Raw genomic sequence first — 26,978 nt, 5'->3', positions numbered from 1 at the left:
ATCGCAACTCGCTATGATAAACGGGCGACCAACTTTCTCGGTGCAATTTATCTAGCTGCTTCTGTTATTTGGCTCAATTGATGACACGCCCTAAAGTATTTAAAAGATTGGCGATCGCAAAAGCCAAACACACAGATAATCCCCCAACTATTCCAGCCTTGAGGGATTCTATGCGTTCTACCATTAATTGAGGATCTAAAGTTGAGTTCACTCTATATATAAATTAGGGATTGGTTACTTGTACTGAGTTTCGACTGCGCGGAAATCGAGCGAAGTCGAGATTCAACTACCGTGTTGCCGTTGGCGTGGTAACAGAGCGTAGTCGTACCACTTGCCTACGGCACGCTGCGCGAACGTGGAAGCAAGCTACGCGCAGCCTCCCGTAGAGAAGTGCAGCCTCTCCAAGAGTTGTATTGGGAAAACTTTTCCCCAGTCTCCAATATGATAAATGCTAGAGCTGTTTTGTAATTAATCAAATGTTGTTCTCATGTAGGAATTTTGATAATAAACTCGGTTCCCATACCAGGTTGAGAATTCACTTCTAATACACCTTTGTGTTTCTCTACAACTATTTGATATGCAATAGACAAGCCAAGTCCAGTACCTTTGCCAACAGTTTTTGTCGTAAACAACGGCTCAAATAAGCGTTTTTTAAGCCGTTCAGGAATACCAATTCCATTGTCAGCAATCCGAATTATAATCGATTGTTCAGAATCTATTTCTGTGGCAATTTTAATCTGAGGAATTAGATTGCTCATTTTGCCTTCCATTATAGCTTCATCAAGGGCATCAATTGCATTTGCGAGAATGTTCATAAATACTTGATTCATTTGCCCTAGATAGCAATTTACCTCTGGTAATATTCCATAACTTTTAATAACTTCAATACCGGGACGATCGCCATTAGCCTTGAGGCGGTGTTGCAAAATCATTAGTGTACTATCTATTCCTTGGTGCAAATCAGCAGATATTTTGGCGTCCCTATCCGAGCGAGAAAAGGTGCGGAGTGAATTAGAAAGATTCTGAATTCGTTCGCTTCCTATGTGGAGTGAGTTTAAGATTTTTCCCATATCTTCGAGAATAAAGTTTAGATCCAAGTTCTCAATAGTATTGGTAATTTTGGCTGTTGGGTTTGGATACTCTTGTTCATATAGTAGAAGCAATTCGGTTACTGCTGTAATATGTTCTTGCAAGGGTGGAATATTGCTGGAAATAAAGTTGATCGGGTTATTGATTTCATGGCCAATACCAGCTACTAGCTCTCCGAGTGTTGATAATTTCTCTTGCTGTACTAGTTGGACTTGAGCTTTTTGCAAAGCCCTAGTGCGATCGCTAACTTGTTGTTCCAAAGATTCAGTCAATTGTTTGAGTTGTAAATGTACGCGTACTCTCGCAATCACTTCTTCTTGGGCAAATGGTTTCGGGATATAGTCTACTGCGCCAAGGGAAAATCCCTTCGTTTTGCTCTCTGTATCTGCTAAGGCAGTAGTGAAAATAATCGGAATGTTTTGGGTAACAGGATTGGCTTTGAGGCGGCGACAAGTTTCAAATCCGTCAATACCGGGCATTTGTACATCCAGCAAAATCAACTCTGGTTGATTGCGTTCGACTTGAGCGATCGCACTTTCTCCATCGACTGCAACCCGAAAACGAAAACCCTCACTATTGAGTGCTTCACACAGGAGAGATAAATTTGTGGGATTATCATCCACAATCAAAATAAATCCGGTATCTGAGGTCTTAAGCATGATGAATTAACAATTGAAATTTGACTCAAATTAATTGATATATTGTTGAATAAAAGTTTCCAAACGTTTGAGTTGGAAATTACTAGCTAGCTGGATAATTTGCTGGACAAAAATGCTGAAATGCTCATCAGATTTAGAAAGTTCCTCGACCAGTTCCAAAACTTTTTGAATATCGCCGTCTTGCGTTAGTTCGAGTAAATCTTGTAAAACCTCTTGCGCAGGATAATTCATCTCATTTGGTCGATCCAAAACATCTATATTAATTTTTTTGATTTCATCTACCTTCACGTCAAAAACCCATTCCAGGTGCAAAAATTGTCGTAGCATTTCCAGCAGCGTTTCAGCTTCTACAGGCTTTGGTAGAAATGCATTTGCACCTACATCAATACTCTTGTACTGGTCGGCTGCAAACACACTAGCTGAGGAAGCGATGACAGCAATCTCTTTAAATTGCTCAGACTGACGCAAACGTTCGATCAACTCAAATCCATTCAATATAGGCATCACTAAGTCAGTGATAATCAAGTCTGGTTTATGGGCTAGAGTCTTTTCCCATCCTTCTTGACCCTGACTAGCTTCTACAACAGTAAACCCAACTGGCTCTAGTAAATTTACAATTACCGATCGATTTTCCCATTTGTCATCCGCAATCAAAATAGTGCGGTTTTGTCCTTGATAACCAATAATAGTTCCTTGCTCAACCACTCTAGAAACCTTTGCCCAGTCTTTAGATTCTGGAAATTCTGCCTCAAACCAGAAAGTACTTCCTTTGCCAAATTCACTTTGTACTTGAATTTGACCACCCATCAACAAAACAATGTTTTGGCTGATTGCTAATCCCAAGCCTGTACCTTCAGATTGTCGTTTTTGATTTCCTACTTGTTCAAAGGGTTGGAAAATTTTCTGTGCTTGTTCAGGGATTATCCCCGCACCAGTATCTATTACCTCAAAACGAATTTTGTAGTTAGTTTGTCCATTAGTATTTAATTGTTGATTAATGACCTTAACTTTAAAGGTGACAGTACCTTCATTAGTAAATTTAATCGCATTACTAAGCAAGTTAATCAGTACTTGCCGCAAGCGTTTTTCATCAGTATGAATGCCCGTTGGTAAATCAGAATCCAGTTGGACGTGAAATGCGATCACTTTTTGTTCTGCTCGGATGCGGGAAATTTCAGTCACGCTATCTATAAAGGCAGGTAGATAGAAATCAACAGGATACAATTCTAGTTTCCGGGCTTCTATTTTGGAGAGATCCAGAACATCATTAATTAGGGTTAAAAGATGAGAACCACATTGATAAATGATGCTGACTCCTTTGCGTCCTTTCTCACTCAAAGATTCTGTGCGTTGGAGAATTTGTGTATAGCCTAGAATACCGTTAAGAGGTGTGCGTAGTTCATGACTCATATTGGCGAGAAATTCACTCTTGGCTTGGCTGGAGTTTTGAGCAACTTCTTCTGCAAGGCGTAATTCTTTTTCGATGCGCTTGCGCTCGACAATTTCAGTTGAAAGCGCTCGATTGATAACTTCTAACTGGGTTGGACTAGGTAGTGTTAGAGCTTGAGGCATGAGATAAAATAACGCAAATGCCGTATATATCGAAATAATGGCAGTTAGAGCTTTTAAACTACCTGCAAGCCAATAATTTGGATGCCAAAGCGTCCAAATATCCATCAAGTGTCCAGTACCGCAAGCAATGATAAAAGCACCAAATAACAAAAAGACTCCATTGAAAGGAACGTCTTTACGCTTAGAAATAAAGTAAATCAGCAGGAAAGGAATAGAATAATAGGCTAGAGCGATCGTGGCATCAGAAATGATGTGCAGCGAAACTAATCCAGTTTGCCAGAGATAACAATGTCCGTGGGGAATAAAACCGTTGGAGTGGAAAGGATAGTTGAAAAATGTCGGCATGATATTAAGGGTTGCTGGATTGGAAATATATACGCATAGCCCTAGTATTCCCAAAGCATTAAATTAGAAAGCGCGATCGCTACTTTATTTATATTAGTTTTAATTATTACGTACATCAATAAAGTATCAAAAAAAGATAGTATCTGGTTTACGGCTGCACGTAAAATTTACAATGTCATTGATAAAAAAATCTCAGCCTGCCCAATCCCTGTATGATAAATATTAGAAACCTTTTGTAATTATTTGAAAAATGGGACTATGGAGATTTTGACACTAGGTTGGGTATCGTTGTTAGTTGTGTTCACTTGGTCAATTGCAATGGTAGTGTGGGGACGTAACGGACTGTAGAGGCATTGTGGAAAGTCCATTCTTGAGTATTTTGGCTTTATTTGCTGTAGTGCTGCTTGTAGTAGTCACTGGTGGTATTGGTTATTTGACCCTGGCAGATTGGCGCGATCGCCGTCGCCGAGATGAAGAAAAACGTACCACCCGCAGCGCCACTCCCAAGCGGCGATAGTTTTCTCGTGATTGAAAATCTTTTTGTAGGGACGCGATACAATCGTGTCCCTACATTGTTTTTATGACATTCCCAGGAAGTAACTGTTACCTTTGCGATCGCAACGGGAATCATGAAATAGAAGACTTTCAATATTTAAAGTCCCACTGGGAATGGAAAACTCCTCTACTAATCAACCTATACAACCAAATTCAGAACGGCAAGAATCTCATTCAGATGTAACATGCTCCTTGCGTCAGAATGAGCAACAAAAAGCCTTATCTGGAGTTATTGCCCGTATTCGGGAGTCTCTAGACATAGAAACTATCTTCAAAATTACAGTCACTGAAGTCCGCCAACTTCTGAAAAGCGATCGGGTTGGCGTGTTTCGTTTTTATCCTGAATTGGCATGGGAAGGAGAATTTATCTATGAAGATGTGGCAACCGAATGGGATTCGGCATTAGCAGCCAAACTACGCGACCACTGCTTTAGTGAGGAGTTCGCAGGACTTTATCAGCAAGGTCGAATTAGAGCAATAACTGATATTTATCAAGTTAATGCTAGTGATTGCTATATCCAGATTCTGGAAAAATTCCAAGTACGTGCCAATATAACTGCCCCCTTAATCAAAGGTAAAGATTTATGGGGATTGTTGTGTATTCATCAGTGTGGTAATCCTCGACAATGGGAAGCATCAGAAATTGAGTTTGTGCAATTAATTGCCGAACATCTAGGAGTTGCTTTACAGCAAGCAGATTTCCTGGAACAAGTCAAACTACAATCAGCAGAACTAGCACAAGCAAAAGCCAGAGAAAAAGCAGCCCAATGGCAGAAAACCATAGCCATCACCATTGAGAAAATTCGCCAGTCCCTAGATTTGGAAAGTATTTTCCACACAACCACCGCAGAACTTAGGCAGCTGCTAAATGCCGATCGCGTGGCTATTTATCGCTTTAATTCCGATTGGAGTGGTGAATTCGTGTTTGAATCAGTGGCAGAGGGTTGGGTTTCCCTCATAGATCAACAGTCGCAACGACCGGAATTGAAAGAGAATGTCAGCGAATGTAGTGCCAAAGATTTAGCTAAACCCCCAGTCGCTGATACCTATTTACAAGATACGGAGGGTGGGAGCTTCACTCAGTGTGAAGTGTACCGGATTTGTAATGATATTTACAATTCAGGCTTTAGCGATTGTTACATTAAAATTTTAGAGATATATCAAGCAACAGCTTATGCGATCGTTGCTATTTACCACGGTCAAAAGCTCTGGGGCTTGCTAGCAGCATACCAAAATGCTGGATCTCGTGATTGGCAAAAAGATGAGGTTTACTTGCTTACTCAAGTTGGCACCCAACTAGGTGTGGCTTTGCAGCAAGCGGAATTTATCCAACAAATGCAGATTCAAGCAGCAGATATCAGCAAAGCTGCTGAAAGGCAAAGAGCGTTGGCGCACACAGTAGAAAAAATTCGTCAGTCACTCGAAATTGAAGCCATATTTAAAACCACTACTCAAGAAGTTCGTCGCTTATTAGAAGTGGAACGAGTCGCAATTTATCGCTTCTATCCTGATTGGAGTGGGGAATTTGTGGCTGATTCCATCGTTGATGGCTGGACACCAATGGTTAAGCCGCAGCCAGTAACGGAACGCGTTCTTGTGCAAGGAAAACAAGCGGGTAAGTATGCACGTAATGAAGTTTTTGTACCCATTTCTCAGGGTGAAAAGCTGTGGGGATTGCTAGTAGCTTATCAAAACTCTCAGCCCCGTTATTGGCAAGATGAAGAAATCAACTTGTTAGCACAAGTTGGCGTTCAATTGGGGGTAGCATTACAGCAAGCTGAGTCCTTGAAACAGATGCAGGTGCAAGCCCAAAAACTGGCTAAAGCTGCCGAACGAGAACGGAAAGCAGCACAAAGGGAAAAGGCTTTAGCCGCAACGGTGGAGAAAATTCGCCAGTCTCTTGATATTGATACTATCTTTGCTACCAGTACAGAAGAAGTCCGGCGATTATTAGAAGTTGAGCGAGTGACAATCTATCGATTCCGCGCTGATTGGAGTGGCGAATTTGTTGCTGAGTCTTTAGCCCAAAGTTTGACACCAGTAAAGGAAATTGTGGCTGCGATGTCTACGACGGGCTATGCCTACGCAAGTAATTACTTGCAAGAAACCCAAGACGGAGATTTTGCTAATAATAAAACTCTTGTTATTAAGGATATTTACAGTACCGATTATTCTATTCCTTATATTGCCCTAATTGAGCTAATGGAGGCTAGGGCATATATTATCGTGCCGATTTTTCAAGGTGATAATCTCTGGGGATTACTAGCAGCTTATCAAAATATCAAACCCCGTGATTGGCAAGAAGATGAGATAGATTTGCTGATGCAGATTGGTACTCAGTTAGGGGTAGGACTTCAGCAAGCAGAATTACTCGAACAAACTCAAGTTCAAAAAGAAGAAATTACCCAGACTCTCAAAGAATTACAGCACACTCAGAGTCAGTTGATTCAAAGTGAAAAAATGGCAGGTTTAGGGCAGTTAGTTGCTGGTATAGCACATGAAATTAACAACCCGATTAGTTTTATTTACGGCAACATGACTTATGTTAAGGAACATACCGAAAATTTATTTAAATTACTGCGCCTTTATCAGAAACAGTATCCTAAGACAACAGAGGAAATTAAAAATCAAGTAACAGCATTAGATTTAGATTTCATTAATGATGACTTGCCCAAAATTCTTGCTTCAATGAAGATGGGGGCAGAGAGGATCTCTCAATTAGTCTTGTCGTTACGAATTTTTTCTCGACTTGATGAAACAGGAATAAAACCCGTTGATATTCATGAAGGCATCAATAGTACGTTGCTAATTTTACAACATCGACTGCAATCACAGACTAATTCTTTTGCTATTGAGGTAGTTAAGCAATATGGTGAATTGCCTCCAGTAGTCTGCTATGCAGACCAGATGAATCAGGTGTTTATGAATATTCTTAACAACGCGATTGATGCACTGGAAAACTCAGCAATTAGTGGAAAAAGAATTGACAATCCTAAAATTTGCATACGTACAGAAGTCATAGAAGAGAATACTATATTGATTTGGATTGCTGACAATGGGTGTGGGATTCCAGAGATTGTGCGATCGCGCATTTTTGAACCTTTCTTTACCACCAAACAACCTGGACAAGGTACTGGTTTGGGGTTATCTATTAGTTACCAAATTATTGTAGAAAAACACGGCGGTAATATCAAGTGTGTTTCTGAACCTGGTAACGGCTGTGAGTTCTGGATAGAAATTCCGATGAAAAGGAAAGTTAGTTAAGAAAAATCAATGACTTCTCTACAAGGCGCTACGCGTAGCTTGCTTAAGACTGAGAACAAGAGGCTACGCCAACGTCTACGCTCTTTTTAACGAACCACAGAGGCGCAGATAACACAGAGCAAGAAGAGAGCGATGCCTTCGGCGGGCTTTGCCTACACACGCTGAAGGTTTTGCAGGCGATCGCTTAGTGGAATCGATATTTTATTGCTGCTGTTGCAACCAAGTCACTAAATCAGCTTCAGTAGAGAAATCTAGTAAGGCTTCGGCTAAATCCTCTAACTGAGTTAACGATAACCCATGCAGTTGCTCTTGTAATTCAGCAGTAATTACACCAATTCGCTTTGTTAATAGACGCTGGATTATTTTCAACTCTCCTTGTTGTATCCCTTCTTCCATCCAACTGGTGACGATTTGCATAACTACCTGCTGTTGAGTTGGTTCAAATTGAGCAATTTCAGTCTGGAAAATTTCTTCTTCTTGAGCATTTAGCCGTAGGTAGGTGTCAATAAACCCAGAAATCAATTGTGTCCGTGCTGGATCTAGCTGCAAGGTAGCTAACAGGCGCAGACACTCAGATTTTACTCTGGGACGGTCTTTTGGCGCTATGTTCATTTTAGCCATGAGCGCACTAGCTACGGGATTTTGCTGTTGCAGATATTCTCGCCAATTCAGGCGATTTAACTGGATAACATCATAGTTGAACTGCAAGACAACTTTATTGGGAAATGCTACTTGATGAAAATTTTTTTCAGCTTTTTTGGGGCTATCGTAAGAAAACAACGCGATGGGATAGACTGGTAGAGCGTATTTTTCATACAGTCTTGCGAAGTAGCGATACATCCGTAAATCAAAAGCTTCTTGATAATAAGCTTGATGTTCTAGATGTACTAGGAAAAACGATTCTTGTCCTCTAAATCTCGCTTTTACTACTAAGTCAGTTTCATATTTTTCTCCAGCAGTCACATCGGTAAATACTTCTTTGTCAATGAAGGAGATGGTGTCCCGTTCCAGATAAGCTGTTATCTCTGGAAAAAATAACTCGATGAATTCCCAGAAGAAGGTTGTTAACAGTTCTTTGAATAGGCGATCGTGGTCTATCATGTCAAATTTATATCATGTTTTGATGGGCGATCGCACGCTGGAGATTTTGCAGGCGATCGCTCTTTTTAATGAACCACAGAGGCGCAGAGAACGCAGAGCAAGAAGAGAGCGATCGCACTGTAGAGATTTGGCGATCGCTCTTTTTAACGAACCACAGAGGCGCAGAGAACACAGAAGAAAAAGAGAACGATCATATACTGCAAATATAATGATATTACTAACATTAGTAATATTTAATTAGCAGATTAATATGAACTTTTTACTAAAGCTCGTTGTTTTTTGGTAGGTTTAATAATAATTACCAAGTAAAAAATTCTAAAATGGGCGAACTAAGTATAGTTGATTATCAGTCACGAGTATGGTTATTACTAATAGTTACGGATGAAGAACAACAGTATGCTGGTAATAGCGGATATGCTGATCAGTTATCGCAAATGTATGAGTATGATAACGATGTACCATACTGTAATCAAGTTTCTGAGGGTGATCTTGTTTTATTACGCAACACAACAAAACTGCTTGGAGTTGCACGAATTCAGTATATTGATGTTTATAAAGGTACTAAAGAAAGATTACTTTGTCCAGAATGTGGAATTTCTAAAATAAAACCACGAAAAAAGAAAAAACCTAAATTTCGTTGTCGTGAAGGTCATTTATTTGACACACCTATTCCTAAAATTGAAGAATGTAAGAAATTTAAAGCTAATTATAGTGGTAGCTTTGTTCCATCTGATGGAGCTGTAAGCCTTGAGGATCTAAAACAAGCTTGGCTTAATAAAAGTAAACAATTGTCAATGCGACCAATCGACTTTCAACGCATTGAAGCTACTTTAGTCAAAAACTCGCCTATGGTTGCTAAATTGTTGAAAAAAACCAACGATTGTAACTATCTCAAGGCTAATGATGCTGATGACAATAAAAATATTTCTGAGTATCTTTCTACAGAAGAAGATAGCCGCAAAATTGTATTTCGGCAAAGAAAAGAACGTCGTGGACAGTCAAAATTTAGAGAAGTATTGTGTAAACGCTATGGCGATCAATGTATGATTACTGGGCTGAAATTCCTTGATGTTTTAGAAGCTGCTCATATCTCACCCTATCGTGGTACTGATGATAATCATCCAGATAATGGGCTTTTGTTACGTGCAGATTTACATACTTTATTTGATCTTAATCTGTTGGGGATTAACCCAGAATCTCTAGAAGTGAAGTTTCATCCAAAAGTTATGGAAACTGGTTATCATAAATGGGAGGGTAGAAAACTTATATGCTCTAAATATAAACCAAGCCAGTCAGCACTTGAGTCTAGATGGAAGCAATTTTTAAACTGTCTTAACGAACATGATGAAAATTGAAAACTTAATTAAAAAGCTTACCTTAAAATTTTTAAATTCCAAAACAAATCAACTATCTTAATTCTTTCTCTTCTTTGCGCCTTAGCGTGAGACAACCTCAAAAAAACTCGCCTCAGAAGCATCACACCTCCAAGGCAAGCCAACTCTCTAAATTCTTTACTTTGCGCCCTTCGCGTCTTGGCGGTTCGTTACAGTTGTTTCACTTCCGAAACCAACTTCGCCACCATATCCTTCGCACTACCAAAAAGCATCGTAGTTTTATCCTTGTAGAACAACTCATTATCTACACCGGCAAAACCCGTACTCATCCCGCGCTTAATCACAATCGTCTGCTTCGCCCGATCTACTTCCAAAATCGGCATACCATAAATCGGGCTATTTGTATCACTCCGCGCCGCCGGATTTACTACATCATTTGCCCCAATTACTAAAGCCACATCTGCTTGTTCAAACTGGGGATTAATATCATCCATGTCATACAACTGCGTATAAGGCACATTTGCCTCTGCAAGTAACACATTCATGTGCCCCGGCATTCTCCCAGCAACAGGGTGAATGGCATACTTGACATCAACGCCCATTTTTTCTAACTGATCTGACAATTCCCGGACGCTATGTTGCGCTTGGGCAACCGCCATACCATAACCGGGCACAATTACCACAGAACGGGCATAACCCAACATCATCGCCCCTTCTTCAGGATCGATGCTGCGGACACTTTGATCGGTTGCACCACCACTAGCAGCACCACCACCAGAACTAGAACCTGTACCAAAAGCGCTGAACAGCACACTAAATAAGGAGCGGTTCATCGCCTTACACATAATTTCGGTAAGGATTAAGCCAGATGCTCCTACCAAAGCACCAGCGATGATTAACATATTGTTCATCACCACGAACCCCGCCGCCGCCGCCGCCACACCTGACAAGGAGTTCAACAGCGAAATTACCACCGGCATATCGCCGCCACCAATGGGGATGACGAACATCACACCCAGCACTAAGGAAACAGCTACCACTCCCAAGAATATGGGTAAGCTATCTGGTGTAATGATTAAATAGACACTGCCTACCAAATAAGCACCCAGAAGCAACAGGTTAAATGGTTGCTGGAAAGGAAATGTAATCGGGGAACCGCTAATTAAACCTTGCAATTTGGCAAAGGCTAAAAAACTACCTGTGAAGGTAACACCACCGATTAACACGTCCAACAGCATGGAAATGTTCACATCTATGGGTATGGGTGCGCCAGAATCCAATAATCGCCAGAATTCGGCAACGGCTACTAGTGCAGAAGCCGCACCGCCTAAACCGTTGAGTAAACCCACCATTTGGGGCATTTCGGTCATTTGGACTTTGTAGGCAACGATCGCACCAATTCCCGATCCAATTGCCAAGCCCAACAATATCATCTCGTAGTTCAACACATGCCGATCTAGCATTGTCGCCACAATTGCCAGCAGCATCCCCACAGATGCAATCACATTACCGTTTCGCGCTGTAGCTGGTGAACCCAGCTTTTTCAAACCAAAAATGAATAAGGATGCAGCGACTAAATATGTCAGCTGAATGCCAGTTGGTAAAAAGTCGCTCACGCCTTAATCTCCTTCTTCTTGAACATTTGCAGCATTCTATCTGTGACTAGAAAGCCACCTACAACGTTGACTGTAGCTAGTACTACAGCGATTAAACCGAGAATTACTGACACACTTGTTTCTCTAGCACCTGAGGCCACTATTGCCCCAAGTACCGAAATGCCAGAAATCGCGTTTGAGCCTGACATTAAGGGCGTGTGTAGAGTCGGTGGGATTTTATTGATGACTTCAAAGCCGATAAAAGATGCCAATACAAATACAAACAAAGCAGCAAGTAATGCCTCTGTCATGAAATCAAAACTCCTTGTATAAATGGGCATTGGGCGATTCAATTTTGGATTTTGGATTTTGGATTAAATTTCAATCTAAAATCTAAAATTCTTACTTGCCACTCCCTAATTAACCGCCGGTTGTTGAGTATTCGATGCTTGTAGCGCATCCCGCACTCGTTGATTGCGAATTTCACCTGCATGGGTAACACAAGCAGCATCAACGATGTCGTCGCTAAAGTCTACCTGCAAAGCCTTGTCTTTAATTAGCAATTGCATCAACGATGTTACGTTCTTGGCATACAATTGGCTGGCGTGAATTGGCATTGATGATGGGAGATTGATCGGGCCGATAATTGTTACACCGTTCCACACAATATCTTTGCCGGGTTCGGTGCAGGCGCAGTTACCACCCTGATCGGCAGCCAAATCTACAATTACTGAACCGGGTTTCATTTGTGCCACCATTTCTTCTGTAACTAGCCGTGGCGCTTGTCTCCCAGGCACTTGAGCAGTAGTAATCACTACATCAGAATTCTTAACGTGTTCGGCGACAACTTCTTGGGTACGTTGTTTGCTAGCCTCAGAAATTTCCTTGGCGTAACCGCCAGCAGCGACGGTTTCTTCGTCTAATTTGACTTCAACGAATTTTGCCCCTAAGCTTTGCACTTCTTCTTTGACGGCGGGACGAATATCAAAGGCTTCTACCACTGCTCCCAAACGTCTAGCGGTAGCGATCGCTTGCAATCCCGCTACACCAGCGCCCATAATAAATACTTTCGCTGGAGCGATCGTCCCTGCGGCTGTGGTTAACATCGGGAAGTATTTCGGTAATGCAGCTGCTGCAATTAATACTGCTTTGTAACCTGCTAATGAAGCTTGCGAGGACAAAGCATCCATACTTTGCGCTCTGGTGGTACGGGGGATCATCTCCATACTCAAAGCTGTGACTTTCCGATTTGCTAGTTGCTGCGCTACAACAGGATTTCCTAACGGATTGAGGAAACTGACTAAAACAGCCCCTTCTTTTAACAAATCAATTTCTGAGCGTCCATCTTCTCGTTCTTGCGGTGGACTGACTTTCAACAGAATATCTGTTTCGCCCCATAATTTGGCAGTATCGCTGATTATTGTGGCTCCTGCGGCTTCATAGTCAGGATCGCTGAAAAAAGATCGCTCTCCTGCACCTGCTTCTACCCACACTTCCAAACCTTGTTTTACCAATCGGGCAACGATGTCAGGAATTAATGCCACACGACGTTCACAAACTTCAATTTCTTTAGCAACTGCTATTCTCATGAAATCTCCTGAAGATAAATACTTAATCTCTGCCAAGTAAGTGATTGTCCAGATGATGCGTGTCCCGCACTCATGGTACTTAGGCAGGAACATCAGCCATGAATTTTACTTGTAGATTGAACCTTGAATCTTTCCTCTCCCACTCTTAGCTCTCCAGGCAAAGCCTCACTTTGCCGCTCGCAGATGTCATATTTTCAGATAGTTGCAAACAGGGTTATGTATTGCACATCCTAAATTGATTCCCAAATTTTGCATCTTTATCTTTAGCTTGTTTTCGGGATTGAGAAATTTTGGTATTCCTTTCTTATAGAGTAATATTGACCGGATTTTGAAAGCTTGATAATTTCCCAATCAAATTTTAATGATTACGACTTCGATTCCAATCCAACTTATTTTAATCAATTTAGCCCAACTTAACTGGCGATCGCTGATGACATGGATCAATTTTTATAACAAAATTCTCAAATTTAGATACACTTATACATATTTGGAAACACAATCCAACCCCCAACTGTGTTTATATCTAGTTCAAATTTGACCAACTTAGCAATCAAATCAGGGCTATATAAGGGTAATGAAGTAAATTCAATATCCGTTGTTTTTACACTAAGTAATTTTACTGTTGCCTAAAATTCAGATAGAATGACACTTTTTTTGGAAATTAAACGTCCATTGTCAGGAAGCGAGTAGTAAAGTTTAGTAAAGAATACTAACACACAGTCATTTTTAGATAACAGATTTATATTTTGGTAGAGGAAGCCCGATTATGCGACGTTTACTTTCTGCTTTAGCCGTGACTAGCTTTTTGGTTACTGGATTACCAGCCTTGACTTTGGCGCAAAGCTTACCTGGATTTACGCTGTTTAGCGGCGTCAAACAAGAAAATCAGCTACCCTTCCGGTTAGATTTTGGGGGACAAGCTAATGGTTGGGATCGATACATATTGAAGATTCCAGCCAAAAGAATGAAATTGGCAGTTGGTCAATTTGCCATTACCTACCCTGATTATTACAAAGGAACTTTTGACCAGAAAAAAATTGAAGTCCGAGTCAAAGGCAAAGCAGTTCCGCTTTCTGAGGTGAAGTGGGACAAAGAAGGTAAACTGATTAATATTTATCCTCAAGAGCCAGTACCAGCAGGTAGCGCAGTCGAAGTAGTGTTATCTAACGTGAAAAACCCATCCTTCGGCGGAGTTTACTATTTTAACTGTCAAGTGCTTTCCCCTGGTGATGTGCCACTACTGCGCTATATGGGAACATGGATTTTGAGCATTAGTTAAGAATAGGGAGTAGGGATATAACCAATCGGCGATTCCCAATTCCCTAACAAAGTGATAAAATTAGAGATTGTGAGTTTTTATAAAAATCACCTAAGAGGAGAACAGTATGAAAAGAACACTGGGCGGTACTAGCCGTAAGAGAAAAAGGACTTCTGGTTTTCGCGCCAGGATGCGGACACCAGACGGCAGAAACGTGATTAGCGCCAGAAGAAAAAAAGGCCGTCACCGTCTGGCTGTTTAGGAAAGATCGAGCGATAAAGAGCATCTGTGGCTTTGCCCAAAACAAATCGGCTAAAATCTCGAAAGGATTTCCAGGCAGTTTTCCGAGAAGGAATTCGGCGTCATGGCTTTTATTTAACATTGAGAGCCTTAAAGCCTTTATGTTCAAAAAAACCTTCTTTGGACACTGCCGCTCAAACTACACAAGCAATTGACTCAAAGCTCCTTGCCAGCACGCGGATCGGTATTTCAATTAGCACGAAAGTCAGCAAAAGGGCAGTGGTTCGCAACCGAATTAAACGGCAAATTACTGCTGCTTTATATAACCTGTTGCCAAAATTATCACCAGGATGGCGGCTAGTATTCATTGTCAAACCCACAGCAGCAGAATCTAAGTGCGTAAGCCCACAATTTCTGCAAGAATTAGAGCAGTTGTTGGCACAAGCTGAGGTCTTCGATGGGAATTCGTGAAGATGTTTATTATGAAGGTGGTCCCCATATTGGGGATTTAATTGTCAACCTGCTGATTGGGCTAACCATTGTCGGGCTACCATTAGCAGTCGGGGCAATTGTCAGGGCATTGTGGCTGCGTTTCCGCATCACCGATCGCCGAATTACTGTGATTGGAGGTTGGCAGGGACGCGATCGCACTGACGTAATTTACTCAGAAATTGTCAAAATCGTCAAAGTTCCCCGTGGCATTGGCTTTTGGGGAGATATGGCGATCACCCTAAAAAACGGCAGTCGTCTCGAATTGCGCGCAATTCCCAATTTTCGGGAAGTCTATGACTACATCAACGAAAGAATTGCTGCGAAAAATCCCGAATTTAGCGCCACTGCTAATCAGTGATGGGAGCAGGGGAAGATGAGGGAGATGAACCAATGCCCAATTCCCAATGCTCTATTTGAATGTGCGGCTATCCGTAGCGAAAGATAGTCGCCGACAAATCATGATTTAGATAAATTAGATTCAGTTTACAGTACCTCAGGTTGAATTCAGAATAATGGATTTTGGTATCGGCTTTCTCTCGAACAACGTGATGCTGCCAATCATAGATTTCTTCTATGGTATAGTGCCTAGCTACGGATTAGCGATCGTTGCTTTGACCTTGATAGTCCGCTTCGCGCTCTATCCCCTGAGTGCTGGCTCAATTCGCAATATGCGGAAAATGCGAATTGTACAACCTCTGATGCAGAAGCGGATGGCAGAAATCAAAGAGCGCTATAAGGATGAACCGCAAAAGCAGCAGGAGGAAATGGTCAATGTCCAAAAAGAATTTGGCAACCCCTTGGCAGGCTGTTTTCCATTACTAGTGCAAATGCCAGTCTTGTTAGCGCTCTTTGCCACCTTGCGGGGTTCACCTTTTGCAAGTGCGAACTACAGCGTTAACCTGCAAATTCTTCCCGCAGAACAAATCGAACAAATTCAACCACAAGCCTTTGCCACTGCTCCTCAAAATATTTATGTTGCAGATGGAGAACACGTTAAAGTAGCTGCCATTCTTCCTAGCGGAAGTAAATTAGCGGTGGGAGAACAAACCAAAATACAGTATCAGACTGTTGAAGGTAAACCATTTCAGGTACTCTTAGCAGAACACCCAGAAAATAAGCTGATTCCTGATTGGAAAATTACCAAGGGTGAAGATAGGATAAAAATTGATGCCGAGGGCAATGTAGAAGCCTTGCAACCCGGAGATGTGACCATTCAAGGAACAATTCCTGGACTAGCAGCAGAAAAAGGCTTTCTATTTATTGATGCTTTAGGCAGAGTTGGCGCACAAGATCCTGATGGCACAATCCACTGGGATATTGTCGCCATGATCGTCTTCTTTGGGATCAGCCTTTATGTTAGCCAAATGCTTTCCGGGCAAAATTCCAGCGGTGGCAATCCGCAGCAGGATACAGTTAACAAAATCACCCCCGTCATCTTTTCGGGGATGTTCTTGTTCTTCCCCCTACCAGCTGGGGTGCTGATGTATATGGTGATTGGTAATATTTTCCAAACCGCCCAAACTTATCTTCTCTCCCGCGAACCTCTACCAGAAGAACTGCAAAAAATCGTAGAAACCCAGGAGAAAGAAGCAGCAGTCACAGAACAAAAAGCATTACCGTTTGAACCAAAAAGTCCTAAGAAAAAGGCAACAGGGGGATCATGAGCGACATTCCGATGCAGCGAGGTCAGCAGTGGTTAAAAACCCTGTTGGAACTCACTGGAATACCTGCTGAGATTCAGGGTCATTTAGAAACTGCCCAATCTCAAGACGGCGATTCTCCAGAACCAGATAACTACTGGTTGACTATTGACCAAACTAATTTGACCTCAGAACAAATCCAAGTGTTAATTGGTGCTGATGGTTCTGTGTTAGATGCGATTCAGTATCTAGCAAATTCGGTTCTAAACCTTAGCCAACCCACGGAAGAACAAGCCTCTTACACCATTGAGTTAAATGGCTACCGGGTCAAAAGAGAAGCCGAAATTCGCGCATTAGCAGAAGCAGCAGCCGATGAAGTGCGCTTTTCTGGTAGAGAAGTAGAAATCAAATCTCTTAGTTCTGCTGAACGGCGTCAAGTTCATACCTTCTTGAAGGAATTTGGAGATTTAGAAACATTCAGTCGCGGTAAAGAGCCACATCGTCATCTGGTTGTCTGTCCAGCTTCGTTGGAAGGAGTTGGGAGTTAGGAGTTAGGAGTTATGAGTTTGGAGTTAATTGAAAACTCATAACCATATATAATTTCAAAATTTCTCTTGTTCTTAAGGGATAAAATAAAGATTCAGTATCAGTATAATTGCTGGTAATCGAGATAAATTTTAGTGAGGATGTCTCACAAATCCTATGGACGCAATTTATATTCCGCAGCTAACTCAAGCCCCGGAGCGGACAGAGGAAGTTCAGGTTAATGAATTTCTGCCTGGTCTGGAAACTTTGACACCAGTTCGCGGCTACGTGCGCGTACAGCATCATGGTAATTACTTACAAGTATCTACTCAGGCAGAAACAATTATTACTTGTACCTGCAACCGCTGTTTGCAGCAATACAATCGACGTTTAGGGCTTGATACGAAAGAGATCATCTGGTTAGACGAAACTGCAAATCAGGCAAATGACTTGCCCTTAGAAAGGGAAGTAGTTATGGAAGAGTTGCTGGAAAGCTTACCGCCCGATGGTTATTTTTATCCCAACGAATGGCTGTATGAGCAGATGTGGTTGGCAGTACCACAACGGCAACTGTGCGATCGCAATTGTCCAGGTATTCCTGTAAGTAGTACTGTTGAGAGTTCTGATAGTCCTGAAACTCCAGTTGATAACCGTTGGGCTTCTCTGGAAGCTTTGAAAAAGCAACTTCCGGGATAGATATTTAATGCGCCGTTTCCTGTATTACGGCGTAATTAATTATCTCTTTGTAAGTATAAATTGCCTAGACTACCTAACACGCCCTATAAACTTTACTCCTGATTAAAAAATCCGTTCTCGTGTAGCAAAGCAGCAATTTTATCAGTATATTCTATAGCTAATTCTGATGCCATTTCTTTAGTAAAAACTGTATCTTGTGGAATATCTTTGAAGGAATTTTCTATAACATTTTCAACTTTTTTGCTGAAGCTCTCATAAATTTGCTTATTATTTATAGTTTTAAATAGGCATCTCAAAGAATTCTGAATTTGCTGCAAGTTATTTTCTCGAAGTGTTACGGTTTTCAAAACTTCATCTCTAGAGAGATTAATCTCACTAACTTTATCCATATTTTTTTGACCCATAACATCAAAAGAATAGAATTCTTGATATTCTTTCCCAATGTAACGATCTGATAGTAAGACTATAAATTTGAAGGTACTAAAAAGCTCGATATAAGCATATAGTATTTTCTCGCTAGGATTGCCTACAACAAATAAAGTATGTAAAACTTCTATACTTTCTGAATTGGAATTAGTAATGTTTTCTGGATAATAGTGCCAAACAGTATTATTTAGCTGACCATCTCTTATATAAGGAATTAAGTGCGATATGTGATTTCGCTCTCCTCCTTTGTAAATATAGAAACTGGTTGCCATTTTACAGATAGCTCGAAATGCTTCATCTCCTCCAAAGGTGAGTTGATACTTAATAGGACTATCAATGAATTCTTGTCGCTTGATTGCATTACTCATAAATTCTTGAACGTCAATCCAGGGGTGATTACGTTTAAGCCCATTAAGCGCCACTTTCATCTGATTTTCATCTCTAGTAGAGACAGAAAGATAGACATTATCTCCATCGACTCTCACATCAATGTTTGGTTCTATTCGTGCTATTTTGCCGCCATGAAGTAGAAAAACTTTTTCAGATGTGCTAATTATTTCTGCTTTGGTGTGCGGATTCTTACCTCTATCGCGCTTGATATCAAGAATTAAACCTATAGTATTTAGCTGCTTACCAAGAGCAGCATCTATGCCATCCAACTGCGGAGCACATTTGTTACAAATCAAAGATGATGATTTGAGCCTGCCTCCTATGGAATTGAGTATTATATGTTCTTTGTAAATATTGTCTGAACTAATTTCGTATTCACAGATGTAACATTTAGACATATATTTTGCTTAACTCCTAGAATAGTCAATATTTATAAATTTTATTTAGCGAAATTAGGCTGAATTTGCTAACGATAAACAATGTTTACATCCAATTTTTAAGCATTTTGTGGCAAGAGTCTGTAAAAAATTGAGTAGTTTTAAGCACCTGATTATCCTGACAGATGATTCAACTATACCCACCACAAAAGAGCGATCGCTCACCCTTGAGGAATATCTCACATATAGCGCTCGCACTGGCAACCGCTATGAACTGGTAGATGTTGGTTTTTTAGTTGTTAGAGGCGATACAAACCTGAACAATGAGAGAAGAACAAATAACCATAGCTAAATATGAACTTCCGTGAAGAGTTTAAACTGCTGCTACGCGCTCGTTACCCCTTAATTTATATTCCCACTTATGAGGAGGAACGGGTAGAAGCAGCTATCCGGGAAGAAGCAACCAACCAGGGTAATCGCCCAGTATATACTTGGGATTTTGTCGATGGCTATCAGGGAAACCCCAATGATGTTGGGTTTGGGCGACGTAACCCGTTGCAAGCTTTAGAATTCATCGAAAAATTACCCGCTTCCGCACCTGCGGTATTGATTCTCCGAGATTATCATCGCTTTTTAGATGATGTAGCGATCGCTCGCAAACTCCGCAACTTGTCGAGACTTCTCAAGTCGCAACCCAAAAATATTGTCCTACTGTCGCCGCGCATCGCCATTCCTGACGATTTAACCGAAGTGCTGACAGTCGTCGAGTTTCCCTTACCCGCCGCCCTAGAAATTAAAACTGAGGTAGAACGCTTACTGCAAAGCACTGGTAACTCCCTTTCTGGCAAAGTTTTAGATGATTTGGTGCGCTCTTGTCAAGGACTTTCGATGGAACGGATTCGCCGGGTTTTGGCAAAAGCGATCGCAACTCACGGTGAATTGCAACCAGAAGACGTGGATCTGGTTTTGGAAGAAAAACGCCAAACTATCCGCCAAACCCAAATCTTGGACTTCTACCCCGCCACTGAGCAAATTTCTGATATTGGCGGACTAGATAATTTGAAAGACTGGTTGATTCGTCGGGGAGGCTCATTTACTGATAAGGCGCGACAGTACGGATTACCGCACCCCCGTGGTTTAATGTTGGTGGGTATTCAGGGAACAGGTAAATCGTTAACGGCAAAAGCGATCGCTCATCACTGGCATTTACCGCTGCTACGTTTGGATGTGGGAAGGTTATTTGGTGGTTTGGTAGGTGAATCAGAATCTCGGACTCGCCAAATGATCCAAGTAGCTGAAGCCCTCGCTCCCTGTATTTTATGGATTGATGAAATAGATAAAGCCTTTGCTGGGCTTGGTAGCAAAGGCGATGCCGGAACAGCCAGCCGGGTGTTTGGCACTTTTATTACCTGGCTAGCCGAAAAAAGCTCACCCGTGTTTGTCGTCGCCACCGCCAACGACATCCAAGCATTACCGCCGGAAATGCTCCGCAAGGGGCGATTTGATGAAATTTTCTTTGTGGGTTTGCCCACTCAAGAAGAGAGAAAAGCAATTTATGATGTTCATTTATCCCGACTGCGCCCCCATAACTTGAAAAGTTATGACATTGACAGGCTAGCTTATGAAACGCCCGATTTTTCTGGGGCCGAGATTGAGCAAACTTTAATTGAAGCGATGCATATTGGATTTAGCCAAAACCGCGACTTTGCTACCGACGACATTTTAGAAGCAGCCAGTCAGATCATACCCTTAGCACGAACTGCCGTAGAGCAAATTCAGCAACTCCAAGAATGGGCTGCTGCTGGGAGAGCGCGTTTAGCATCTAAACACAGTCCTTTGAGCGAACGCCTCCGGCGCACTACGTGAACCCAAAAATAAATGTAGAGACGTAGTATTCCTATGTCTCTACAAGGGTTCTAGATAACGCATATTTAATTTCACCAGATGTCTATTCAGCATAGCTACAATAATCAGTTAGTCAAAAGTCAATAGTTAATGATGAATTATTATGGACTATTGATTCTTATACTGATGGGTTACTTGCTTTTCTACTCGTAACCCTTGAGAGCCAGTTCAATACTGCTCCCCTCAATGGGGGGAAAATACGCAGATGACTGGCTCACCTTCACCCTTGACTCTTGATAATCAGGTTTTAATTATGTTGTCTGGCTTCACAAAGTTTATACTGGGGTTTTTCTTAGCGATCGCTGTGCTAGTAGGTGGCGGTGGTGCAATTGCACTCTATTTTATGAATCGCACCGGCATAGCACCTGCTAAACCCATTTATTCCAATGATAGTCCTTCGGTGAAAGCCCAAGCTCCTAAAAAAACTGAGCCTGGAGGAAGTAAGCCCGCTCTTACACCTGGGACATCTACTCAATCGTCTCCAAGCTCAACCTCTACTCCCACAGAATCACCAAAGGCTACCCCATCATCAAAACCATTACCAGCAGGAGCTTATCAAGGGCGTGTTAGTTGGGCTGAAGGCTTGAGTTTGCGATCGCAACCAAATCAAGAAGCTGAAAAGATTGGTGGGGTTCCTTTTAATCAAAAAATTATTATTTTGTCAGAAAGCGAGGATAAAGCTTGGCAAAAGATCCGTTTGGAAGGTAGCGAACAAGAAGGTTGGGTGAAAGCAGGTAATACTGAAAAAGTTGATGAACAATAAGTATGGGGCATGGGGCACAAGAGGCAGAGGTGCGGAGGGGCAGAGGGGCAGAGGGGCAGAGGGGAAAAACTTACTGAAACTTCTCCCCTGCTCCTCAATCCCCGCTCCCCAGGACACTTACTTGTAAAGAATCATACGAAAAGTAATTCTTACATATAGCTAAGTGGTATACTTTTTTATAGTCATTAACTTTAAAAAAGCAAGTGAAAACAGGGGTAGCTAGCCATTTAATCAAGCTTGCCTCAGTCTACGAGGCATCCGAAAGCATCAAGGTTGTTCCTATCGTAGTTAATTTTAAATTTTTAAATTGGAAAAAGTTATCGACTGGTGCTGCAATGCGTTTTTTGTCTGTGGCACTGATTACGGGGCTTCTAAGTATTGCTGGAGAAGCTTTAGCACTTCAGAAAATAGGAAGTAATGGGCCTGAAGTTAGCAGTAGCCAGAGATGTTTAAAAAAGTTAGGCTATTTTAACGGCCCAGTGACAGGTAAGTTTGCTAGCTTGACTCAAAATGCTACGATCAAATTCCAGCAAGCCAATAGAATATCATCTGATGGAGTTATAGGTATTAGTACTCAACGAGCCTTGCAACGAGCGTGTCAAAGTAGAAGTTCTAATAGAAATATCGGTGGCGCAGCGCGCTCGTCAGTTGGTCAATATCCTACTCTTTCTCAAGGTCAAACTGGTGCAGCCGTCACAAGATTACAACAGCGTCTACGGCAGTTAGGCTACTTTAATACTAATCCCACTGGGAATTTTGGACGAATTACTAAAGATGCTGTAATTGCATTCCAGCGAAGTTATCGCATAACTGCTAACGGGATTGTAAATCGACAAACTTGGAACGCACTAATGGGTTCCTCTCCGACTTCAGGAAGATCGAGTCTTTCCACTCAACAAGTCAGAGAACTGCAAGTGCGTTTGCGGCAGCTAGGTTATTTAAAGGCTGATGCCACTGGGAATGTTGGCCCAATGACTAAAGAAGCTGTAATGGCATTCCAGCGAAATAATGGATTATCTGTTGATGGCATTGCTAATGCCCAAGTTTTGGACTCAGTGCGTAGAGCCTCTGGTGGATCTACTACTCAACAACCAGGTAGAAATTATCTAACTGTAGGCGATCGCGGAGAAAATGTCAGATTAGTTCAAGAGCGTTTAGCGCAGTTGGGTTTCTCTAATACTAATCCTGATGGACTTTTTAACGATTACACCAGACAATCTGTGATCGCATTCCAGCAATCTTCTCGACTTAATTCGACTGGAAATGTAGATTGGCAAACTTGGGAAGCATTAGGGTTGAATAGCTCGACTGAGGGCAATTATACTGAGACGAATGGTTATGTATTCACTAATACTAGTGACTATGTAGCACCTCAGACTAGTCGCTATGTATTACCTCCTCCTAATGACTATGTAACACCTGTTACCAATGGCAACACCTTAGTTGCGAATAATCCTTACAGAGTGATAATTCCAATTTCCAATAATGATACTCTGAGTAAAGTGCAACAATATATACCGAATGCTATAGCGGAGCAATCCAATCTAGGGGATTATGTGAATGCTGGAGCATTTAGCGATCGCGCTCAAGCAGAAACACTATCAAAAAAGCTTCGCTCATTAGGTCTTGATGCACGGGTAAAATACAATTAAATTGACAAGCTCAACTGTGAACCTTCTTGAGTTTTATTGACTTCAATCCTAGCTTGGAAGGCTTCTTTGAGGTGGGGCATGTGGGTAACGGTGAGGATGCAGGCAAAATCGGAAGCGATCGCATTAATCGCTGCAATCAAGCGATCGCATCCTTCAGCATCCTGTGTACCAAAACCTTCATCTACAATCAACAATTGCAATGCCGCCCCCGCCCGTTGCGCTAATAATTTCGCCAAAGCTAAACGGATGGCAAAGTTAATTCTAAAGGCTTCACCACCTGAGTAAGTTTCATAAGCTCGTGTTCCTCTAGAATCGGCGATTAAAATATCTAAGGTGTCTATCAGTTTGGCATTTTTCTTGGTTGATTTAGCACTGCGCCCAGCTTTTTGAGTAATAAATTGTACATGAAATTGATTACCACTCAGCCGCGAAAGTAGTTGATTTGTCTCGGCTTCCAGTTGCGGTAACACATTTTCAATCATCAGTGCTTGGATACCATTTTTACCAAAAGCTTGCGCTAATTCCTGATAAACACGATATTCTTGCTTGCAAGATTGTAATTGCTGCTGCTGTTGTTCATACTGAATTTGCAACGTTTCCAGTTGATGCGCCAGCTGCTCTAAACGCCCCAACTTTGTAATTTGCTCATCGAGTTGCCGTCTGCGTATAGCTAACTGCTGCTCTAAAGCTTGAATTTGGGCAGATGGGTTAGCTGTTGCTTGTAGTTGCTGAATAATGCTTTCGATTTGTCCGCCGAGTTTTTGCCGCTCTGTTACTCTGGCACTTCTAGACTCCTCTAACTCTTGCAACCTCGTCTGGAGTTGCGGATACTGCTGCTGGGCTGATAGCAGTTGTTGATACCGCAAATGCCAAGATTGAGCTTTCTTTGCAGCCATACGCAGATTGTTGTGCTGCTCGGAACTGTAGCCAATTTCGACAATGTGACGCTCAAGAGCCGCGATTTGTTTAGCACATTCAGAATCAATCCGATCTTGCTGGATTCTGGCTTGTAATTGGACAATTTGAGATTGTAATTCTGGTTTTCGGGCTAATAGTTGCGCTTGTCGCTTAGTTGCATCTTTAATTTGCCCTTGTTTAATTTCTGCCCATCGCCACCGCTCAACTTCGCTCCGGGCGAGGGCGTGGTCTTGTTCATTATAATTAACTTGTTGCAGATATTGGTCTAGTTGTCGGAGTTCGGCTTGTTTATCGGGAGCGTAATCGCCAGCTTGGAGCGATCGCTCTAAATGCTGTTTTTCAGCAGCAATTTGTTGTAACTGTTGTTGGACATCAGTTGTCGCTTCTAATTGTGCTGCCAACTGTCCCCGCTGTTCGCGTAAACCATCATAGCCCGCCAATTGTTGGGATATATCGCGATATTCCTGTCTAAGTACCTGAATTTCTCGGTCAGACACAGCCATTTGTTCTCGCACTACCCAAAACTGCCCTTGAGTATCCTCTAACTCACTTTGGGTTTTTTCCACCACCCGACTCCAATGATGTTCGTCTAAAGGACGCTCACATAATGGACAAAGTGCTTCAGGATTTTGGAGCATTTGCAATTTCTGCTCTAATTCTCCCAGCAATTTTTCATAGTCTCGTTGATGAGCTTGCAGACGTTCGATAAAATGTCGCCTTTCTTGCCCCTTTTCTTGGACTCGTTGTAGATAAACCCGCTTTTTCTCCAGTTCCTCAATCTGGATTGCTACATCCATCACCGCTTGTTGTAGTTGCGGTTGGCGGCGGTGCTGGCGTTGCAATTGGTTCTCAGTACTTTGGAGTTGTTCGAGTCGCGCTACTAAACCAGCATGAGTGCGATCGAGTTGACTTTGTAAAGTTGCTCGTTGTTGCAACAAGGGAGTCACTTGCATTTGCAGTTGATCTAAACGAGCAACATGGTGACGGGCTGCGGTTAGCTGTGACAAAGCCGCTTCTACTTCACCTGATTTAGTCAGAGTTTGCTGAATGTCTCTCTCTTGTTGCTGTAAAGCTTCTAGCTGCGCTTGGGCTTGTTGCAGTTGCCGTTCTATTTCGTGAATTTGTTTGGTAAGCTGTTGTTGCTTTTGTTGGCGATCCTGTTGAGCGCGAGTATATTCTTCAAATTTGATAGCAAAAGCTTCTTCTTGAGATTGTAGACTTTGATATTGGGCATATCCAGCCTTAATTTCAGCTTCTTGGTGTAATATTTTTTCTAAATCTGATAGCTGAGAGCCAATAGCTGATTGTTCTTGTTGGAGGCGATCGCAGTCTTGGGTAAGATTTTGGTATTGCTGCTTTATAAAATTAAGTTGTTGTTCCCAATTTTGGCGCTGGTGCTGGACAACTTGCAAACTTTGTAATTGAATATTATCAAATGCTTGTACCTGTTGCAGTTGATTGAGTTCGGCTTCTAACTCCACTCTTTGCGCTTGGGTGATTTCGCGTTGTTGCAGCTGAATTTTTATCGACTCCAAAGAACGCTCTAACTCTACTGCCCTTGCTTTGAACTGACGAGAAGATTCCTTTGCCCGTTCTTCTAAATCATCATACTGATTGAGTTTCAACAACTCCGCTAAAATTTCTTTGCGTTCTGTGGGACGCTTGAGCATGAATTCATCTGCACGACCTTGACGTAAGTAGGCAGAATTAATAAATGTATCGTAATCGAGCTTGATGTGTTCTAAAATCAAATCCTGTGTTGCTCTTACCCCTTTGCCGGTGAGGGAGCGAAACCCAGATGGTATTTCTATTTGAAATTCAAGGACGCTAGTACCTCCCCGAATTCGGGTACGAATCACCCGATATTTTTGCTGGTTACTTTGGAAAGTAAAATCAACCCGAACTTCTTTTGCACCAGAATAGATGACATCATCTTCAACAGTGGCGCGGCTTTCACCCCAAATTGCCCAAGTGATTGCTTCTAAAAGGGAGGATTTACCCGCACCATTGGAACCACAAATACAAGCCGTATGCAAACCACCAAAATCTAAAGTTGCATCACGGTAACTGAGAAAGTTTTTGAGGATAAGTTGTACTGGGATCATTCACCCTATAGCGCCACATCTACTTTTAATAAATAACAGTACAGATGCACTGTTTGTTAGTTTAGCTATCTAGATATCAGGTTTCTAGTCTTGAAGACATCAATTTTACAAAAATTTACAATGTTATGAGTGAATTTTTCTTGTTGCATGAAAAAGTTTTGCTGTCTTTGGAGAAAAATGAAACTTTCCTGGAGGCTTTTGTTATTTCTTTCTGTTGTCTGGGAGGAAAATATGAAAATAATAGTTGCTCTCGGAGTTGTGGGAGATTATTTTGGCTTGATTTTTCCAAGATTCTTTACTTTTTAAAAGGAAGGGTAGCCGGAAATTGTCTTCGCTATGACTGTTTTAGGAGATTAGGCGTAGATCCGAAGGAGCTAGTCATCAGATGTCGCTTTTTGTAAAAAATACTAAAATAATCAAACCCTGCTAAGAAGGTTTTGATAGTGTCAAGTATCACCACAGACCAGAAAATATCTGGGCATGAGTAT

Annotated in this window: 25 protein-coding genes; 15 read left to right on the top strand and 10 right to left on the bottom strand. The window is 41.7% G+C overall.

Features of this window, described 5'->3' with window-relative positions; translation table 11 throughout:
- Positions 1 to 73 precede the first annotated feature (73 nt).
- The 3 genes from V7K84_RS14990 to V7K84_RS14980 all read right to left on the bottom strand — a co-directional run bounded on the left by V7K84_RS14990 (position 74) and on the right by V7K84_RS14980 (position 3,665).
- Positions 74 to 211 (bottom strand): hypothetical protein, encoded by a 138-nt coding sequence (locus V7K84_RS14990; protein ID WP_334839173.1) that lies wholly within the window; start codon positions 209 to 211, stop codon positions 74 to 76.
- A 274-nt stretch (positions 212 to 485) separates the two neighbouring features.
- The gene (locus tag V7K84_RS14985) at positions 486 to 1,748 is read right to left on the bottom strand and encodes a sensor histidine kinase (protein ID WP_334839171.1); all 1,263 of its coding nucleotides are present in this window, start codon (positions 1,746 to 1,748) and stop codon (positions 486 to 488) included.
- A 30-nt stretch (positions 1,749 to 1,778) separates the two neighbouring features.
- Positions 1,779 to 3,665 carry an ATP-binding protein gene (locus V7K84_RS14980; protein ID WP_334839169.1) on the bottom strand — a complete coding sequence of 629 codons (1,887 nt, stop codon included), beginning with the start codon at positions 3,663 to 3,665 and terminating at the stop codon, positions 1,779 to 1,781.
- A 258-nt stretch (positions 3,666 to 3,923) separates the two neighbouring features.
- On the opposite strand from V7K84_RS14980, the gene petN reads away from it, so the two are divergent.
- The 3 genes from petN to V7K84_RS14965 all read left to right on the top strand — a co-directional run bounded on the left by petN (position 3,924) and on the right by V7K84_RS14965 (position 7,484).
- Complete coding sequence (gene petN, locus V7K84_RS14975) at positions 3,924 to 4,013, top strand: cytochrome b6-f complex subunit PetN (RefSeq protein ID WP_012408302.1); 90 nt, start codon at positions 3,924 to 3,926, stop codon at positions 4,011 to 4,013.
- Positions 4,014 to 4,020: 7 nt separating this feature from the next.
- Positions 4,021 to 4,182, top strand: coding sequence for a hypothetical protein (locus V7K84_RS14970; RefSeq protein WP_094350864.1), 162 nt, complete (start codon positions 4,021 to 4,023; stop codon positions 4,180 to 4,182).
- A gap of 152 nt (positions 4,183 to 4,334) precedes the next feature.
- Positions 4,335 to 7,484 carry a GAF domain-containing protein gene (locus V7K84_RS14965; RefSeq protein ID WP_334839167.1) on the top strand — a complete coding sequence of 1,050 codons (3,150 nt, stop codon included), beginning with the start codon at positions 4,335 to 4,337 and terminating at the stop codon, positions 7,482 to 7,484.
- Positions 7,485 to 7,685: 201 nt separating this feature from the next.
- Here V7K84_RS14965 and V7K84_RS14960 read toward each other — a convergent pair whose 3' ends face one another.
- Both V7K84_RS14960 and V7K84_RS14955 read right to left on the bottom strand, forming a co-directional pair.
- Positions 7,686 to 8,585, bottom strand: coding sequence for a DUF4351 domain-containing protein (locus V7K84_RS14960; RefSeq protein WP_334839165.1), 900 nt, complete (start codon positions 8,583 to 8,585; stop codon positions 7,686 to 7,688).
- 7 nt (positions 8,586 to 8,592) lie between these two features.
- Complete coding sequence (locus V7K84_RS14955) at positions 8,593 to 8,757, bottom strand: hypothetical protein (protein WP_334839163.1); 165 nt, start codon at positions 8,755 to 8,757, stop codon at positions 8,593 to 8,595.
- A gap of 148 nt (positions 8,758 to 8,905) precedes the next feature.
- On the opposite strand from V7K84_RS14955, the gene V7K84_RS14950 reads away from it, so the two are divergent.
- Positions 8,906 to 9,940: an HNH endonuclease gene (locus tag V7K84_RS14950; RefSeq protein ID WP_334839161.1), complete on the top strand. Its 1,035-nt coding sequence runs from the start codon at positions 8,906 to 8,908 to the stop codon at positions 9,938 to 9,940.
- Between the two features lie 188 nt (positions 9,941 to 10,128).
- Here the strand turns inward: V7K84_RS14950 and V7K84_RS14945 are convergent, their stop codons facing one another.
- From V7K84_RS14945 to V7K84_RS14935, 3 genes are all read right to left on the bottom strand, one after another.
- Positions 10,129 to 11,535, bottom strand: coding sequence for an NAD(P)(+) transhydrogenase (Re/Si-specific) subunit beta (locus V7K84_RS14945; protein WP_334839159.1), 1,407 nt, complete (start codon positions 11,533 to 11,535; stop codon positions 10,129 to 10,131).
- Complete coding sequence (locus tag V7K84_RS14940) at positions 11,532 to 11,825, bottom strand: NAD(P) transhydrogenase subunit alpha (protein ID WP_109009004.1); 294 nt, start codon at positions 11,823 to 11,825, stop codon at positions 11,532 to 11,534. Before V7K84_RS14940 ends, V7K84_RS14945 begins: the two co-directional genes overlap by 4 nt.
- 105 nt (positions 11,826 to 11,930) lie before the next feature.
- Positions 11,931 to 13,103 (bottom strand): Re/Si-specific NAD(P)(+) transhydrogenase subunit alpha, encoded by a 1,173-nt coding sequence (locus tag V7K84_RS14935; protein ID WP_334839176.1) that lies wholly within the window; start codon positions 13,101 to 13,103, stop codon positions 11,931 to 11,933.
- A gap of 766 nt (positions 13,104 to 13,869) precedes the next feature.
- On the opposite strand from V7K84_RS14935, the gene V7K84_RS14930 reads away from it, so the two are divergent.
- The 7 genes from V7K84_RS14930 to V7K84_RS14900 all read left to right on the top strand — a co-directional run bounded on the left by V7K84_RS14930 (position 13,870) and on the right by V7K84_RS14900 (position 17,954).
- The gene (locus tag V7K84_RS14930; RefSeq protein ID WP_334839158.1) at positions 13,870 to 14,382 is read left to right on the top strand and encodes a DUF2808 domain-containing protein; all 513 of its coding nucleotides are present in this window, start codon (positions 13,870 to 13,872) and stop codon (positions 14,380 to 14,382) included.
- A 106-nt stretch (positions 14,383 to 14,488) separates the two neighbouring features.
- A complete protein-coding gene (rpmH, locus tag V7K84_RS14925; protein WP_084227158.1) occupies positions 14,489 to 14,623 on the top strand; it encodes a 50S ribosomal protein L34 in 135 nt (44 codons plus the stop codon).
- 26 nt (positions 14,624 to 14,649) lie between these two features.
- Complete coding sequence (gene rnpA, locus V7K84_RS14920) at positions 14,650 to 15,072, top strand: ribonuclease P protein component (RefSeq protein WP_334839156.1); 423 nt, start codon at positions 14,650 to 14,652, stop codon at positions 15,070 to 15,072.
- Positions 15,059 to 15,451 (top strand): PH domain-containing protein, encoded by a 393-nt coding sequence (locus V7K84_RS14915; protein ID WP_334839154.1) that lies wholly within the window; start codon positions 15,059 to 15,061, stop codon positions 15,449 to 15,451. Before rnpA ends, V7K84_RS14915 begins: the two co-directional genes overlap by 14 nt.
- A gap of 154 nt (positions 15,452 to 15,605) precedes the next feature.
- Complete coding sequence (gene yidC, locus V7K84_RS14910) at positions 15,606 to 16,757, top strand: membrane protein insertase YidC (protein WP_289798075.1); 1,152 nt, start codon at positions 15,606 to 15,608, stop codon at positions 16,755 to 16,757.
- On the top strand, positions 16,754 to 17,281 hold the full coding sequence (locus V7K84_RS14905; protein ID WP_190240917.1) for a Jag family protein: 528 nt from the start codon (positions 16,754 to 16,756) through the stop codon (positions 17,279 to 17,281). Before yidC ends, V7K84_RS14905 begins: the two co-directional genes overlap by 4 nt.
- 154 nt (positions 17,282 to 17,435) lie before the next feature.
- Positions 17,436 to 17,954 (top strand): YceD family protein, encoded by a 519-nt coding sequence (locus V7K84_RS14900; protein ID WP_334839151.1) that lies wholly within the window; start codon positions 17,436 to 17,438, stop codon positions 17,952 to 17,954.
- Positions 17,955 to 18,046: 92 nt separating this feature from the next.
- On the opposite strand, the gene V7K84_RS14895 is transcribed toward V7K84_RS14900, so the two are convergent.
- Positions 18,047 to 19,168, bottom strand: a complete 1,122-nt coding sequence (locus V7K84_RS14895; protein WP_334839149.1) for an HNH endonuclease — start codon at positions 19,166 to 19,168, stop codon at positions 18,047 to 18,049.
- Positions 19,169 to 19,298: 130 nt separating this feature from the next.
- Here V7K84_RS14895 and V7K84_RS14890 point away from each other — a divergent pair, with 130 nt between their 5' ends.
- The 4 genes from V7K84_RS14890 (at position 19,299) to V7K84_RS14875 (ending at position 23,467) form a co-directional block, all read left to right on the top strand.
- Positions 19,299 to 19,499, top strand: a complete 201-nt coding sequence (locus V7K84_RS14890) for a hypothetical protein (RefSeq protein WP_334839148.1) — start codon at positions 19,299 to 19,301, stop codon at positions 19,497 to 19,499.
- A 2-nt stretch (positions 19,500 to 19,501) separates the two neighbouring features.
- Complete coding sequence (locus tag V7K84_RS14885; RefSeq protein ID WP_334839146.1) at positions 19,502 to 21,013, top strand: AAA family ATPase; 1,512 nt, start codon at positions 19,502 to 19,504, stop codon at positions 21,011 to 21,013.
- 292 nt (positions 21,014 to 21,305) lie between these two features.
- Positions 21,306 to 21,815, top strand: coding sequence for an SH3 domain-containing protein (locus V7K84_RS14880; protein WP_334839175.1), 510 nt, complete (start codon positions 21,306 to 21,308; stop codon positions 21,813 to 21,815).
- Positions 21,816 to 22,018: 203 nt separating this feature from the next.
- Positions 22,019 to 23,467, top strand: coding sequence for a peptidoglycan-binding domain-containing protein (locus tag V7K84_RS14875; protein WP_334839144.1), 1,449 nt, complete (start codon positions 22,019 to 22,021; stop codon positions 23,465 to 23,467).
- On the opposite strand, the gene V7K84_RS14870 is transcribed toward V7K84_RS14875, so the two are convergent.
- Complete coding sequence (locus V7K84_RS14870; protein ID WP_334839143.1) at positions 23,464 to 26,490, bottom strand: SMC family ATPase; 3,027 nt, start codon at positions 26,488 to 26,490, stop codon at positions 23,464 to 23,466. The two genes, V7K84_RS14875 and V7K84_RS14870, sit on opposite strands and share 4 nt — an antisense overlap.
- Positions 26,491 to 26,978: the final 488 nt, after the last annotated feature.

This window comes from Nostoc sp. (assembly GCF_036917315.1).
Classification (GTDB): Bacteria; Cyanobacteriota; Cyanobacteriia; order Cyanobacteriales; family Nostocaceae; genus Nostoc.
Note: the sequence above shows the minus strand (reverse complement) of the source record. Positions and strands in the feature narration are given on the sequence as shown.

What these genes read in the sequence shown, in the direction of transcription:
- V7K84_RS14985 (WP_334839171.1), bottom strand. Translation starts at nt 1,748, where the DNA reads ATGCTTAAGACCTCAGATACCGGATTTATTTTGATTGTGGATGATAAT.
- V7K84_RS14940 (WP_109009004.1), bottom strand. Translation starts at nt 11,825, where the DNA reads ATGACAGAGGCATTACTTGCTGCTTTGTTTGTATTTGTATTGGCATCT.
- yidC (WP_289798075.1), top strand. Translation starts at nt 15,606, where the DNA reads ATGGATTTTGGTATCGGCTTTCTCTCGAACAACGTGATGCTGCCAATC.
- V7K84_RS14880 (WP_334839175.1), top strand. Translation starts at nt 21,306, where the DNA reads ATGTTGTCTGGCTTCACAAAGTTTATACTGGGGTTTTTCTTAGCGATC.
- V7K84_RS14900 (WP_334839151.1), top strand. Translation starts at nt 17,436, where the DNA reads ATGGACGCAATTTATATTCCGCAGCTAACTCAAGCCCCGGAGCGGACA.
- petN (WP_012408302.1), top strand. Translation starts at nt 3,924, where the DNA reads ATGGAGATTTTGACACTAGGTTGGGTATCGTTGTTAGTTGTGTTCACT.
- V7K84_RS14885 (WP_334839146.1), top strand. Translation starts at nt 19,502, where the DNA reads ATGAACTTCCGTGAAGAGTTTAAACTGCTGCTACGCGCTCGTTACCCC.
- V7K84_RS14935 (WP_334839176.1), bottom strand. Translation starts at nt 13,103, where the DNA reads ATGAGAATAGCAGTTGCTAAAGAAATTGAAGTTTGTGAACGTCGTGTG.
- V7K84_RS14980 (WP_334839169.1), bottom strand. Translation starts at nt 3,665, where the DNA reads ATGCCGACATTTTTCAACTATCCTTTCCACTCCAACGGTTTTATTCCC.
- rpmH (WP_084227158.1), top strand. Translation starts at nt 14,489, where the DNA reads ATGAAAAGAACACTGGGCGGTACTAGCCGTAAGAGAAAAAGGACTTCT.
- V7K84_RS14895 (WP_334839149.1), bottom strand. Translation starts at nt 19,168, where the DNA reads ATGTCTAAATGTTACATCTGTGAATACGAAATTAGTTCAGACAATATT.
- V7K84_RS14950 (WP_334839161.1), top strand. Translation starts at nt 8,906, where the DNA reads ATGGGCGAACTAAGTATAGTTGATTATCAGTCACGAGTATGGTTATTA.
- V7K84_RS14915 (WP_334839154.1), top strand. Translation starts at nt 15,059, where the DNA reads ATGGGAATTCGTGAAGATGTTTATTATGAAGGTGGTCCCCATATTGGG.
- V7K84_RS14930 (WP_334839158.1), top strand. Translation starts at nt 13,870, where the DNA reads ATGCGACGTTTACTTTCTGCTTTAGCCGTGACTAGCTTTTTGGTTACT.
- V7K84_RS14905 (WP_190240917.1), top strand. Translation starts at nt 16,754, where the DNA reads ATGAGCGACATTCCGATGCAGCGAGGTCAGCAGTGGTTAAAAACCCTG.
- V7K84_RS14960 (WP_334839165.1), bottom strand. Translation starts at nt 8,585, where the DNA reads ATGATAGACCACGATCGCCTATTCAAAGAACTGTTAACAACCTTCTTC.
- V7K84_RS14965 (WP_334839167.1), top strand. Translation starts at nt 4,335, where the DNA reads ATGGAAAACTCCTCTACTAATCAACCTATACAACCAAATTCAGAACGG.
- V7K84_RS14870 (WP_334839143.1), bottom strand. Translation starts at nt 26,490, where the DNA reads ATGATCCCAGTACAACTTATCCTCAAAAACTTTCTCAGTTACCGTGAT.